Below are 13,922 nucleotides of genomic sequence, written 5' to 3' on the forward strand. Positions count from 1 at the left end.
ATGTAAGTTGTACCTGTTGGTACTACGCCATTGGTCGTGTTAACTGGGGTTGAAGTAAAGCCAACGCCACTACAAGCTGCATTAGTCATAGCTGTTATAGCTGGTTTTGGATTCACCGTTACTGTAGTAGCTGCAGAATATCTTTCAGGACACGTACCACTTTTAACCACCGCTCTAAATTGAGTTGTCACCGTTAAAGCTCCTGAAGTATAATTATTAGTAGTATTCACTATAGCGGTTCCCGCTGTAGCAAATCCGTCTAACGAAGATTGCCATCTTACTACAGCTCCGGTATTACCTGTTAGTGTCAACGGTCCACTAGTGTTCCCTGAACAAATTATTGTTCCTCCTTTTACGGCTCCATCTGCTAATGGAGTACCTTTCAAGGTTATATCATCAAGGAAAAAATCGTTTTGAGGATTATTGGCGTCTCCGTCTTTCTGTATCAATAAATATACCAATCCCTGATTATTCGCAGCAATAGGCAAATTGATATCTCCTGATGCAGTACTCGTTGTGGGTATAGTATAAGAAGGTTTTATTTCGGTCAAAAGACCACCTGTAATCATATAACAAATAAAATTCCCTATTCCAGTATCACCTTTATTACAATAAGAAAGTTTCAAATTTTCATATCCAGATGTATTTACAGTTATACGATAATACTCGCCATTTTTCCATTTATTTGCGACTAGCATCCGATTGTCAATACTTGCATCACAACTAGGAGTTACTATACTTCCAACTGCAACCCCGTTATTAGCTACAAATAATTCTAATTTTGGAGTCCCACAAGTATTATTTTGATTTGGAGCAACTACTGCAGTACTACTTTCAAAATTAAATTGAAAAAGTGTAGTTTGCCCAAAAGCAAAATTTGAAATTATTAAGAACAGAAATAAAAAAAGAAATTTTAATTACCAGTATTTTCAAGTTGAAAAAACTTTTTTCTTAACACTATATTTTTACCGAAGTTAATTTTTATCATATTTTTTATTATAAAATATTATTGGAATCTAATGTATTTTGTAAAAACCTTTGCTCATTATTAAATCCCTTCCATTGTTTTTCCAAGCGGTCCCTTTATTGAATGAGATACCCATTTTTAGATTTTAAGCAATAAACCATGACGGTAGTTGTCCTTGATTTCTCCCCAAAATACCCTTGATCTATTGTTGTAGTATCCTTGCCATTAACCGTATAGTATTCTTAACTTTTCCTACTATTCGAATTGCTAGTTTTAATTGAAAGATAATCGCCAACTGACTGTGCAAACACCCTAAAAAGCCACAACATTATTTGAGTGTTACAAAATCTAGATTTAAATAATTTTATCTCCATGGAAGTTTTTGCTACAAATCGTGGTATTTATCGGATAAAAAAGGAATTTTTGAATGCAAAAAAACAGTAAAATAAAACTTAAAAAAAAATAATTCCGATTATCAGCATTTTTTAACGTTAAACGACGGGTTGTTACTTTTTTTTAAACAAAACCGGATAAATAACTAACCTTAAATAGGATACATTCACAATTATACGTCTAGACTACCTTTTTGATAATTACTAAGCTTTAGCTTTTTTATTACGCTAAATATTCAATTATACTTTTAAAATAAAAGAAGAATATCCCGTAAAAGACATAACAAATAAATTATCACACTACTGCGCTTATCAGAAACACTGTCATGGAGAAGTAATCTCTAAACTGAGAAGTATGAAACTAGATTTTGAAGTAATTGCTGAAATTATTGCCAATCTAAACGGCTCTACTTTCCTTAACAAATGGCAGTTTACCAGTAGTTTTGCCAGAGAAAATACCGCATCAAGACTTGATGAAAATTAGAATTGCAATTGAATTAAAGACCTGAAAAACTGATTAAAGACTGGTTTTTAAATACTAATACCAATTACCGTAAATGACTCCATAAATTCTATTTTTATTCGATCGACAGCTTTTTAAAAAATTTTATTATAACCACTTCTGTCTCAATTTTTTTTCACAAATAAACTAATAAATTCAAATCATGCTTCAAAAATTCTATTTTTTAGGAGTTTGCAGATTATTGTAATTGTATATTTTTCTACTGATAGAATGTTGCATAAAAAGGCATAAATAAAGCCCCATTCTGAAATAGCATGATGGGGCTTTTTAGAAAATCGATATTCAGCCTTTAGTGCATAATCTTCTTATTTACTGTACTTTGATTTTGTAATACCACCTTTACGATTAACATCTGCTCACTGGATATTATGCTATTAATGATTAATTCATTCTTCTCCACCTTTAATGCCATATAAATTTGTCTACCTGATAAATCGTAAACAAACACTTTATCGATTTCATTTGTTGAGGAACTAATTTTTATTTCTTTATTTTTATTGGAAATTAGAATTGCTTCGCTTGCCTCTTTATAATCTCCCGTTCCCAACGTTATAGTTGACGCTGCCGTTTTAGTAGCATAAGTCAAAACAAAACGCTCATTAAAAGTACCTACTTCAGTCGTGAAGACATAAGGCGCTTCACTTAAATCTTGAATCTTACCTAATAATTTATCTTCCAAATTAATTTTCTTATTGATAAGAAAACCATCGGCTTCCCCGATAGCGATTTTAAAATCACCTGCAATAGTCGTTTTATATCCTAAAGGCACTTTATCATTTTCATCAAATGGTAAGGCTCTTCCCTGGATCACAAAATTTGTATTCTGATTAATACTATAGAAATTAATAAATTGATTTCCATTAAAACTCACACCATCATAAATACCTTCATAACCATTTGTGGCTCCTGTTACATAACCAATCAAGGTTTGTTTAAAAGCTCCGCCACTATTCGTTAAATTCAACCAAACTCTGTTTTTTTCAATTGAACTACCGCTTTTTGGATTTTCAGGTATTTTAAAAAACTGTGAATTATTTACTCCCAAAGCTCCGCCTACAAGTCGCATACTATTGTTAAACCTTACTTTACCATTACCCTTACTGCCAGCAAAAAAACCTTGACCAGCAGCAATTATTCCAGTGGGTTTATAGTTATTAATATCATTTGTAGGTGCGCTTATCGCTTTTATGGCCTCAGCATTTGTACCAACACCGCCAGTTATATTATAAGAAGCATAATCATTTGAAGTATAAGCTAATGCACCTGAACCTGCTGTAGCAAGGATATTTAATCTCGACTGGATTGCAGTGTTATGAGTCCAGAAATAAATAGTCCCATCCAGAACTCCACTATTTTCCGTTAAAAATTTATCCGCATCTATAGCCGAAGGATAAGGATTCCCTATCAAATTATTTTTTCCAGCAACTACGTTGTTTTCCATTGGGACACCATTATTTGCTAATCCTTTGAAAACAGCAGTTCTAAGAGAGAGAGCCGGTACTAAAATAGTCCCACCTTTTCCTGCTCCTCTAACTATATACCCAACTCCATTTTTCATTTGCGTAGTCTCATCTACTCTTGTCCATGAGTTATTTGGAGCATTGAACGAATAATATAAAGTACTCGTTTGTATTGCTGCCAATTTAGAGTTTGCAACCGGTGTAGACCAATACACGTAATCTGTGTTTAGAATACCTGCAGGAATCGCTCTTTTGTATGTTATATCGCCTAAATTTATAGCAGTATCGTTTATTTGAACTAAACTGGCATTGTTCTCAAATATCAGCGTACCACTACCTACAACTTTAACTTCATTCACTACTTTTAATGTATGTCCCTGATAAATAGTTACCTGTACATTATCCTTAACCTCACAAGAACATCCTAGAATTTCACCCAGACTTGATGTAACATTTGTATCTAAACTAGAATTATATGCTGCTTCAAAAACAAGTTTAGTGTTTATTGAAGGAAAGCCATTAGACCAACCAAGAACCCCTAAGCTTATGTTTTTCCATATGGTAGTTGGTATTACATTATTTAGAATGGATACATATGCAGAAACTGATGATATACAACTGCCTTTAGAAGCCGAAATAGTATAATCCCCAGGAGGAGCTGTTACGACTGCATCTGTTCTATTTACTCCAGTAGATGGAGAAAATGTATATGTATGCGAAGGATCATAATTTGTAATTGTAAAAATTCCTATTCCCACAACGCAATTAGGCTGGGCTATCGTTCCTACTGTTGGTGTGGCTGGATTTTGATTAACTACCACATTTCGTGTTACTTGTGATGATGGACCATTGCAACCGTTTGCAGTAACTTGGATATCTACTGAGCCGAAAAAACCACTCGCCCATGTCATTACACCTGTAGTATCATTTATGGTTCCTGCTGACGGATTACTCAATGACCAGCTATAACCTGTATTGTTAGTCGCAGTTGTAGCATAGGTTGTAGTTGTACTTCCATTTGCTAATTGACACGTGGGCTGTGTTCCCGCGGAAATAGTCATTGCAGTTGGTGTTCCAACAGTCGCCGTTACGGTTACAACTGCGCTTTGTCCTGATATTGCACTAGAGCAAGTAGGTGAAAATTTATAAACCACACTAATCAATTGATAAGTAAAGTTTCCTGCTGTAGTTGTTGATACTGGTATACTTATTTGCGCCGAAGCAGCAATATCTACAGAAGTTTGTATCGTATTTATAGAATAAGTTACGGTTACTTGGTTAGTTTGAGGATTAGTAATTGTAATGTTAGGAGACGTACTACCTGTGCAAACAGTTGTTGTACCACTTATTGTTGCAGTAGGTATAGGGCGGAATCTTATTTCAGCAGTATCTTTATTGAACCCTGTAGTTCTTGGACAACCACCACTAGTTATTGAAAGTAGTGTATAATCTGAGTTGCTTGTTGGATTGTCTCCCGGAATAAAACTAACTGCACCAGTTGTAGTAATTGAAACTTGATAAACTATTGTTCGCTTAAGGTTGTTGCTGTACGTAATAAGATACGGTGGTGAGGTAGAATTATCAGCATTAAAGGTCAATAGCGGACCGCCACCCTGACATATTATATTCCCCTTAAAACCATCACTTGATTGATTATTCGGCAATGGATTCACTGTTACTGTCACTGGTTTGATATCAAAACATCCAGCTGTAGTGGTTCCTTTGATATAATACGTACCTGCTCCGGCTTTTGATGGCGTAGCATAGGAAGTTGTTGCCGCACCATCGCTCCAGTAGCTATAACTCAATCCAGCTGTTGAACCTGAAGTAATCCCTGCAACTGTTAAATCTACTGTTGATGGCGAACAAACTGCTACAGGCATAGTAATAACAACTGTAGGGATTGGATTGACAGTTACTGTAACCGGTTTCCTTATCGTAGTATAAGCATCGGGTGACGTGTATGAAGCTGCTACGTAATAAGTCTTGGTAGTTGATATTATTCCCGTATCATATAAATTTGAAGCACTCGTCCCTGATAAAAGATTTCCTCCACTTGCTGCATCATACCACTTGTAAGTGGCTCCAATTGAAGGCTTCGCTGTTGCCGTGAGTGTAAAAGATCCTTGACCACAAGCAGAAGTTGGGCTTCCAGTTGCATCAATTGAGCTATATCCACCATTGCTTACGAAAGTTGTAAAATTAACTAATGCATTCCCTGCATTACAAGACGCTACTTTTATACTTCCAATTGTGATTAAATCTGAGTTACCACAACTTGTAATAGATTTTAAACTCCCGCCGGGCTCAATAACTATCGAAGATCCTGCAGCTAACTGCAAATTTTTATTACTTCCTGCATCAAAATCGAGAGTAGCAGAACTTTTAATAACAAATAATATCGGACCTAAGCAAGTAAGGTCCAAGTCAACATTCATAGCTAAAATGGTGAATGTAGTTCCGTCTCCTATAGTTACAACAGTGCAACCGCTCAACCGAGCACTAGTACTTGGACTAACCTTACTACAGCTGTAATCACTTGCATTATTATTTCCAATTATGGAACATTGAGCCTTAACATTTCCAACAAAAGCAAACAACAGTATTAAAAGCGTAAAAATAGTAGATCTGGGTAATTTTGTTTTCATAAAGCTTCTTATTAGAAATAGTAGTTTTATCGCCACAAAAGGGTCAATTATCAAGCAAAAAAAACGTAAAAATATTAGAAAAAAAAATAATGTCGATTATCCGCATATTTTAACGTTTAACAGCACTTTTCGTCTATTTATATACTTAAAAATCTGATAGTTAGATACATTTAATAAATATACACTGACAAATATAGATCCAGATTCCTTTGCTGATAAATGCGTACATTTGACTTTTTAATTACGCTAAATACTCAATTATACTTTTTAAATGAAAGAGGTTTATTCCATAAAAGACGCTACAAACAAAATTGAGCATTACTGTGCTTATCAAGAACGATGTCATGAAGAAGTAGTCTCTAAACTGAGAAGCATGAAACTAGATTCTGAAGAAATCGATGAAATTATCGCCCGTCTAATTGGCTCTAATTTCCTTAACGAAAGTCGGTTTGCCTGTAGTTTTGCCAGGGGAAAACACCGCATCAAGCAATGGGGAAAAATTAGAATCGTAAATGAATTGAAATTCCGCAAGATTACGACCTACAATATCAACTTGGCACTCAAAGAAATTACCATAGAGGAATATGGTACTACTTTTCATAGGTTGGCTGAAAGGCAATGGGAAGTGATTCGCGAAACTAACGCTTTAAAAAAGCGAAAAAAATTTTGTGATTATTTACTAAGACGTGGGTTTGAGAGTAATTTAGTTTATGAGAAGGTGAAAGAACTAGAACAGGAATGACGTCGGCTTTTAACTGAAGATAAACTTATCGGTACTTTTTTAGTTAATCAAACTTTGTTTCTATTAAGTAATTGCACGGGTCAACAACACTAGCAGAGACGAGTATCGTACGAAAAAAAATCTCGAAATCGGGTGTACGATTCTGTCCCATTTTTATCAAAATAGATGCTCCGTTTATTCCAAACTTATTTTGGAGAACCTCTCTCCCTCAGGCGGCATACATAAAAACTTATCTTAAATTATGACTTTTCATTTATTATTTTTGGCAAACAGATACAGACGAGTTTTCACCTTTTAAGCCCTCTGCTTTTGAATGTGCTCACTTTTAAAAAGACAACAAAACACTGACCGCATTTCCGCCAAATCCCACCGCGTTTATCATTACTTTTCTAATGGGTTTAGTTTGGATCTGAGTTTTTGTAAAAGGAACTCCGATAAAAGTGTCATGTTGCATCATCAGGATGGCCAATTCTAAGCTCAGCATCCCGGAAGCCCCAAAAGTATGCCCGATTTTCCATTTGTTTGTAGTCAGTAACGGCAGGCTTGAGCCAAAGACAATCTGAATAGCTTTATATTCCGTTAAATCGCCCTTTATTGTTCCTGGAGCGTGCATGACGATCACATCCACATCAGAAGGGTCTGTATTTTGCAAGGCCATTTTCATTGATTTCTGGAAACACGTCGCTTCTGCAGAAATAGAGATATTATGCTCTAAAATTTCAGTAGCATATCCCATTCCTTCTATATATGCCAAGGCATTTTCTTTTTTTCCCATTTCCAGACAACAAACCGCGGCACCTTCACCAAGAATCATCGTGTTTTGGTTTTTTTCTAAATCCAATGCTCGATTTGGATACTGGTCATCACTTCTAGCATATATTTTTAAAGCCCGCATTTGCGCTATTGTAAAATCAGTCAAAGGCGCTTCGCTTCCACCCACAAGAAATTTATTTGCCATACCAGCTTTTAACCATGCGATACCATTCAAAACCGAATGCAGTGCAGTCGAACAAGTAATGGAATGAGAAATTTCAGGACCTGTACATTGTAAATCATGAGCCACCCATGAAGAAATATTACCTAAAGTAGTTGTTGGCGAAGCTAAGGTTTGAGCTTTACCAGTAACCAAATAGTCTCGATGGTGTTTTTCGAATAAATCAGTCGCCCCACGAGAGGAACCTATATTGATCCCGAATATGTCCTCCGCCTTCCATCCCGCTTGTTTTACGGCAACTCTAGAAGCTTCCATTGCATACAAGACCGACTTATCTAAAGACCTGTATTTACTATCTGATTCCCTTAATTGCGCTATCTTGGCTGCTGAATCTGCATCTAAGGCAGCGGCAAAAGTTTCGGCTTTATCTAAAAAATGTTTGGTAAAAAAATGTTTTGGGTCAAGGTAGCTTTCCCAGATTGTCTTAGGATCGTTACCTAAAGGTGATACAGAAGAAAGTGCCGTTATAGATATTATTTGAGACAAAAGATTTATTGATTTGATAGCATAAAACAACGGTGCCGACTTATACTAATTTGTTTTTTGTATGTGTTTTTTATAGCCCTGATAGCAATGAAAATCCTTTATTTCCTCCTGTCTTTAAGTAGGAAATAAAGATTGTAATGCATAGCAGGATTAGCTCCAAATTTAAACTATTTCAAGAGCCTCTTCCACTACTTGATATATTTTTTGCAATTGTGGATCAGTAATGATGTAGGGAGGTAAAATATAGATTATGTTCCCGATAGGTCGCATGATAATGCCGTTTTCGATAAAAAAAGCATACAACTTATTCCGCATCGTACCATAATAACTCTCATTGTCCTTAGTCTTAATTTCCAATGCAAAAATAACACCTAATACGCGAGTGGTCAAGACCATTGGGTGTGTTTCTATCTGTTTTTGGAACTCTAGATGATTCTTATTCACCCGCACTATATTAGCTTGCATCTCATCCGTTTTCAACAAGGCTAAACTAGCCAGCGCTGCTGCGCAACCTGTGGGGTTAGCTGTAAAGGTATGTCCATGAAATAGTGCTTTATTGATATCATCATCATAAAAAGCATCAAAAATTTCTTGAGTGAAGGTAGTAATTGCCATAGGGATTGTCCCTCCTGTCAACGCTTTTGACAAACACATCATATCTGGTTTTTCAGTTTGATAATCTGTCGCAAAAGTTTTTCCCGTTTTTCCAAAACCGGTCATCACTTCATCAGCAATTGTAAGTACCTTATTTTCTTGACAAATTTGGATTAATTTGTCTAATGCCTCCGGTTCATACATTACCATTCCCGCCGCTCCTTGTACTAAGGGTTCATAAATAAAGGCGGCACAATTAGTTGTCTTTATTCTTTCTCTTAACGCATCATAACTAACTGCCTCTGTTCCTTTTACTGGTACGGGAATTCGTACGACCTCAATAAACATTCCTTCAAAAGCTTGCGTATAAAAAGAGATTCCGCTTGCCGCCATGGCTGCAAAAGTATCTCCATGAAAGGCGTTTTCGAATGCAATGATGGTGGTTCTCTTTTCGCCTTTGTTGAAAAAATATTGCAAAGCGACCTTTATCGCCACTTCAACTGCAGTGGAACCATTGTCTGAAAAGAATATTTTCTTTTGGTTACCTGGAAGGATCTCTATTAATTGCTCTCCCAAAAGCACTGCTGGTTCATGAGTAAATCCTCCAAAAAGAACATGCTCTAAAGTCGTCAATTGTTTGTATATCGCATCAGCAATGAATTTATTACTGTGCCCGTAGGGGTTTACCCACCAGGAAGCAATTGCATCAATATATTCTTTGTTGTTGTCGTCCCAAAGCAAAGCGCCTTCCCCTCTTTTAATAGCGATAGGAAGTTGGGCTGTTTTATGTTGTGTATAAGGATGCCAAAGGTGTTGGCTGTCTCTTTCGGTTAAGTTCATGATGCAAAGATAAGAAAAGCGGTTAGAAGTCAAAAGCTTGATTCAATAGAAAAGCTTGTCTTTATTATATCTGTCTGTTTCTATTGTACTCTCGTATTCGTCCTTTAAAAATCAACGTATTATGCCAACTGCAATTATTAAACTACTGTAAATTATTTAAATTCAGAGATTTAATAAGTTCTCGCGGAAAAAATCAGCATATTCTCGAATTACATTTTTATCAAAATAAGGCTCTTCATCAATTCTTCCTATACATTTTATGTTCGTCTTGTTTAGGATAATTGATTCGGTCGCCTTGTTTTCAGTACCGCTAAAAACAATTCCTGCAATTTTTATTTTTCGATTTTGAAGCGTTTCAATTGAGAGCAATGTATGATTAATACTTCCTAAATAATGCCTAGAAACTAAAATCACCTTATAGTCAGACTGTATCAAATCGATGACACAATCAATTTCATTTAATGGAACCAAAAGTCCTCCAGCGCCTTCAACAACCAAATGGTTTTCGGTATCTGGCTCGACTATCTTTTTTAATTCAATTGTGACTCCATCTAACTTGGCTGCCAGATGTGGACTTGCAGGAGTATTTAGTAAATATGCATTGGGAAAAAACATTGTTTTATCATTTGAAACATATGATTTCACCTTATGTGTGTCTGAATTATCTACATCACCTGCTTGAATGGGCTTCCAATAGTCTGCTTCTAGAGATTCTGTAATAATAGCTGATGCGATAGTCTTGCCTACATCGGTTCCAATTCCTGTTATAAATAGTTTCATACATTACGTGTTTTTTAGTTCGAAGACACAAAGTCCCAAAGTTACTTCTACAATTCAAATTCGCGATAATTTGTGAGTCTTTTAATCGAATACAAATGTACTCAACAATCGCAGCACTTCCGATATTTCTTCTTTCGAATTATAGCTATGGATACAAAAACGCAATCGTTCTTGCCCTTCGGGAACTGTAGGTGATAAGATTGCCTTGACATCAAATCCCTTTTGCTGTAATTGTTTCGCTATCTTTTTCACATTGTCATTTCCGGGAATGATGGCTGATTGAATGGCTGATTTGCTTCTGACAAATAATTGTTTTAAGCCTACCATATTCTTTTCCTGATTGAAATGGATAATATTCTCTCGGAGCGCTTCTATACTCTGGCTATGTGCATCTAAATAAGAATAGGCGACTAAAATTGTGGCAACGGAATGAGGGGATAATCCAGTAGTATAAATAAAACTTCGTGCAAAATTAACCAAATAGCTTTTAAGCTCTGCAGATCCTAAAATAGCGGCTCCATGGCAACCAAGTCCTTTCCCAAAAGTTACGATTCTAGCAAAAACGTGGTCTTGTAAAATTAAGTATTGAACTACTCCTTCACCTTTAGCACCAAAAACACCCAACGCATGTGCCTCGTCAACTATTAAGTAGCAACTGTGTTTATTTGAAACAAACACTATTTCTTCTAAGTTAGGCGTATCACCATCCATAGAAAAAACACTTTCAGTGACGATATAAATAGTTGTATTTTCATTTCGAAGAATTAAACGTTCTAAATCTTCAAAATCGTTATGCATAAATTTATAGGCTTTGGCATTAGACAATTGAATTCCGTCGCGAATGGAAGCGTGGCACAACTCGTCATATAGTATCAAATCTCCTTTTTGGGCAACTGAACTGAAAAATCCAATATTAGCGTCGTAACCTGAATTGAATAATAAAGCTGATTCCGATTGATGAAATTGCGCGATATAATTTTCGGCGGTTTCGTATAACGCATGATTACCTGAAATTAATCGCGAGCCTGTCGCTCCATTTTGAGTGAGATTATAGTCTATTAAATACTGATGTGTCTCTTCAAAAATACCCTGATTTTTCGACAATCCAAGATAATCATTAGAACTAAAGTCTGTCAAAGTAGCTGCTTTCGGTAGTATCCTCAGCGCATTTTCTACTTCGCGAGCTGTTAATTTTAGAGTAAGATTTAGCGGTAATTCCATCTCGCCAAATTTAGGAATTTATACCTTAATTCAAGTGATAATTTTCTTTTTAGCCTAGATAATAAGTAAACGCAGCAATAAAGCCTATTCTTTGTCTTTAAAAGAATAACAATTTGCAATGAACGGCTGGAATAGCTTCTAAACAAAAAAGCACATTACTGTTTGGCTTTTTTAATTTATATAGAATTATTTTAGTCAACTAAAACAATTACTTTATTATTTTTCATTTCTAATGTTCCAGAAGAGATAGATAAAGTATAATTCTGCTCATCTACTTTCGTAAACATAGCAGCTACTTCTTTACTAAACGTCAAACTTGGAGCAGTAATACTTACCGTTCCTTTTTGAAGTAATGAAACTATTGGTGCGTGATTATTTAAAATTTGAAAACTTCCATCAACACCAGGTACAGATATTGAAGTTATTTCTCCTTTGAATAATGATGCTTCCGGTGATACTATTTCTAATAACATAATTATGAGTTTAGAATTATGAGCTATGAGTTTTCAAAATTTTAAATAACTCATAACTCATAACTTATAATTTTTAAGCTTCCGCCAACATTTTTTCTCCAGCCTCGATAGCTTCTTCAATCGTTCCTTTAAGGTTGAATGCTGATTCCGGTAAATGATCTAACTCACCATCGATAATCATATTAAATCCTTTGATAGTATCTTTGATATCAACTAGTACACCTTTTAAACCTGTAAATTGCTCTGCAACATGGAATGGTTGAGATAAGAAACGTTGAACACGACGTGCTCTAGAAACCGCTAATTTATCTTCTTCCGATAATTCTTCCATACCTAGAATCGCAATAATATCTTGCAATTGTTTGTATTTTTGAAGAATCTCTTTTACTCTTTGTGCACAATCATAATGCTCATCACCAAGAATTTGTGGTGTCAAGATACGAGAAGTAGAATCTAACGGGTCAACCGCTGGATAAATACCTAGCTCAGCAATCTTACGAGACAATACTGTAGTTGCATCAAGGTGAGCAAATGTTGTTGCTGGTGCTGGATCTGTTAAATCATCTGCAGGAACGTAAACCGCTTGTACAGATGTAATAGAACCTTTGTTAGTAGAGGTGATACGTTCTTGCATCGCTCCCATTTCTGTAGCTAATGTAGGTTGGTATCCTACGGCAGAAGGCATACGACCTAATAATGCCGAAACCTCAGAACCTGCTTGTGTAAAACGGAAGATATTATCAACGAAAAACAATACGTCTTTCCCTTGATCTGTTCCTGCTCCATCACGGAAATACTCAGCAATAGATAATCCAGAAAGTGCTACACGAGCACGAGCTCCTGGTGGCTCATTCATTTGACCGAAAACGAAAGTAGCTTTAGACTCTCTCATTCCTGGCATATCCACTTTAGATAAATCCCATCCTCCACTTTCCATAGAATGCATGAATTCATCACCGTATTTTATAATTCCTGACTCTAACATCTCACGAAGTAAGTCATTCCCTTCACGCGTTCTTTCTCCTACTCCTGCGAATACTGAAAGTCCACCGTGACCTTTTGCAATGTTATTAATCAACTCTTGAATCAATACTGTTTTTCCAACACCTGCACCACCGAACAATCCAATTTTACCCCCTTTTGAATAAGGCTCAATTAAATCAATTACTTTAATCCCTGTGAATAAAACTTCAGATGAAGTTGATAAATCTTCGAACTTCGGAGCCTGACGGTGAATTGACATTCCGTTCTCTCCTGTTTTTGGTAAGTTTCCTAGTCCATCGATTGCATCTCCAATTACGTTGAATAAACGACCGTAAACATCAGCGCCAATCGGCATTTGGATAGGATTTCCTGTTCCAACTACTTCATAACCTCTACTCAAACCATCTGTTGAGTCCATCGAAATGGTACGAACCGTGTTTTCACCAATGTGAGATTGTACTTCAAGTACTAATAAAGTACCATCTTTTTTTGTGATTTCTAATGAATCATAAATTTTTGGAAGTTCAACATCTTTGCCATTGAAAACTACGTCAACTACTGGGCCAATGATTTGGGCAACTTTTCCTATTACTTTTGACATTACTTATGTATTTATTAAATAGCTATTTGGGTTTATGAAATAGAACCAACCGAAACTGATCGATTAGACACTTTTATCAGTGTGCAAAGATAATTTTTTAAAATAAAGAATCAATAATTTTTTATATAAAAACAGGAAAAAATTAAAAGCTTTTTTAAAAAAGCAAACCTGTCCCTATAGGGTATTAAAAAAAAGCAAAAACCACTTACCTCTCGAC

The 13,922-nt window shown here is 35.7% G+C and carries 10 protein-coding genes; 2 read left to right on the top strand and 8 right to left on the bottom strand.

The window, feature by feature from the left end:
- A partial coding sequence (locus A3SG_RS20065; RefSeq protein WP_035664216.1) for a hypothetical protein occupies window positions 1-698 on the bottom strand: 698 nt, incomplete at its 3' end.
- A gap of 1,016 nt (window positions 699-1,714) precedes the next feature.
- On the opposite strand from A3SG_RS20065, the gene A3SG_RS22760 reads away from it, so the two are divergent.
- The gene (locus A3SG_RS22760; RefSeq protein WP_016990832.1) at window positions 1,715-1,843 is read left to right on the top strand and encodes a hypothetical protein; all 129 of its coding nucleotides are present in this window, start codon (window positions 1,715-1,717) and stop codon (window positions 1,841-1,843) included.
- A 328-nt stretch (window positions 1,844-2,171) separates the two neighbouring features.
- Here the strand turns inward: A3SG_RS22760 and A3SG_RS22470 are convergent, their stop codons facing one another.
- The gene (locus A3SG_RS22470; protein WP_016990833.1) at window positions 2,172-5,990 is read right to left on the bottom strand and encodes a T9SS sorting signal type C domain-containing protein; all 3,819 of its coding nucleotides are present in this window, start codon (window positions 5,988-5,990) and stop codon (window positions 2,172-2,174) included.
- 271 nt (window positions 5,991-6,261) lie between these two features.
- On the opposite strand from A3SG_RS22470, the gene A3SG_RS0115055 reads away from it, so the two are divergent.
- Window positions 6,262-6,732 carry a regulatory protein RecX gene (locus A3SG_RS0115055; protein ID WP_016990834.1) on the top strand — a complete coding sequence of 157 codons (471 nt, stop codon included), beginning with the start codon at window positions 6,262-6,264 and terminating at the stop codon, window positions 6,730-6,732.
- 325 nt (window positions 6,733-7,057) lie between these two features.
- On the opposite strand, the gene A3SG_RS0115060 is transcribed toward A3SG_RS0115055, so the two are convergent.
- From A3SG_RS0115060 to atpD, 6 genes are all read right to left on the bottom strand, one after another.
- Entirely contained in the window at window positions 7,058-8,212 is a 1,155-nt protein-coding gene (locus A3SG_RS0115060) for a beta-ketoacyl synthase N-terminal-like domain-containing protein (RefSeq protein ID WP_016990835.1), read from the bottom strand.
- 162 nt (window positions 8,213-8,374) lie between these two features.
- Window positions 8,375-9,646, bottom strand: a complete 1,272-nt coding sequence (gene bioA / locus A3SG_RS0115065) for an adenosylmethionine--8-amino-7-oxononanoate transaminase (RefSeq protein ID WP_016990836.1) — start codon at window positions 9,644-9,646, stop codon at window positions 8,375-8,377.
- Between the two features lie 162 nt (window positions 9,647-9,808).
- On the bottom strand, window positions 9,809-10,426 hold the full coding sequence (gene bioD, locus A3SG_RS0115070) for a dethiobiotin synthase (RefSeq protein ID WP_016990837.1): 618 nt from the start codon (window positions 10,424-10,426) through the stop codon (window positions 9,809-9,811).
- Between the two features lie 81 nt (window positions 10,427-10,507).
- Complete coding sequence (locus tag A3SG_RS0115075) at window positions 10,508-11,647, bottom strand: aminotransferase class I/II-fold pyridoxal phosphate-dependent enzyme (RefSeq protein ID WP_016990838.1); 1,140 nt, start codon at window positions 11,645-11,647, stop codon at window positions 10,508-10,510.
- A gap of 191 nt (window positions 11,648-11,838) precedes the next feature.
- Window positions 11,839-12,120, bottom strand: coding sequence for a FoF1 ATP synthase subunit delta/epsilon (locus A3SG_RS0115080; RefSeq protein ID WP_016990839.1), 282 nt, complete (start codon window positions 12,118-12,120; stop codon window positions 11,839-11,841).
- A gap of 73 nt (window positions 12,121-12,193) precedes the next feature.
- Window positions 12,194-13,705 (bottom strand): F0F1 ATP synthase subunit beta, encoded by a 1,512-nt coding sequence (gene atpD / locus A3SG_RS0115085; RefSeq protein WP_016990840.1) that lies wholly within the window; start codon window positions 13,703-13,705, stop codon window positions 12,194-12,196.
- Window positions 13,706-13,922: the final 217 nt, after the last annotated feature.

It is taken from the genome of Flavobacterium sp. ACAM 123 (genome assembly GCF_000264055.1).
In the GTDB taxonomy this organism is placed as follows: domain Bacteria; phylum Bacteroidota; class Bacteroidia; order Flavobacteriales; family Flavobacteriaceae; genus Flavobacterium.

Coding starts and splice junctions, on each gene's coding strand:
- A3SG_RS22760 (WP_016990832.1), top strand. CDS start 1,715: ATGAAACTAGATTTTGAAGTAATTGCTGAAATTATTGCCAATCTAAAC.
- A3SG_RS22470 (WP_016990833.1), bottom strand. CDS start 5,990: ATGAAAACAAAATTACCCAGATCTACTATTTTTACGCTTTTAATACTG.
- A3SG_RS0115055 (WP_016990834.1), top strand. CDS start 6,262: ATGAAAGAGGTTTATTCCATAAAAGACGCTACAAACAAAATTGAGCAT.
- bioA (WP_016990836.1), bottom strand. CDS start 9,646: ATGAACTTAACCGAAAGAGACAGCCAACACCTTTGGCATCCTTATACA.
- bioD (WP_016990837.1), bottom strand. CDS start 10,426: ATGAAACTATTTATAACAGGAATTGGAACCGATGTAGGCAAGACTATC.
- A3SG_RS0115075 (WP_016990838.1), bottom strand. CDS start 11,647: ATGGAATTACCGCTAAATCTTACTCTAAAATTAACAGCTCGCGAAGTA.
- A3SG_RS0115080 (WP_016990839.1), bottom strand. CDS start 12,120: ATGTTATTAGAAATAGTATCACCGGAAGCATCATTATTCAAAGGAGAA.
- atpD (WP_016990840.1), bottom strand. CDS start 13,705: ATGTCAAAAGTAATAGGAAAAGTTGCCCAAATCATTGGCCCAGTAGTT.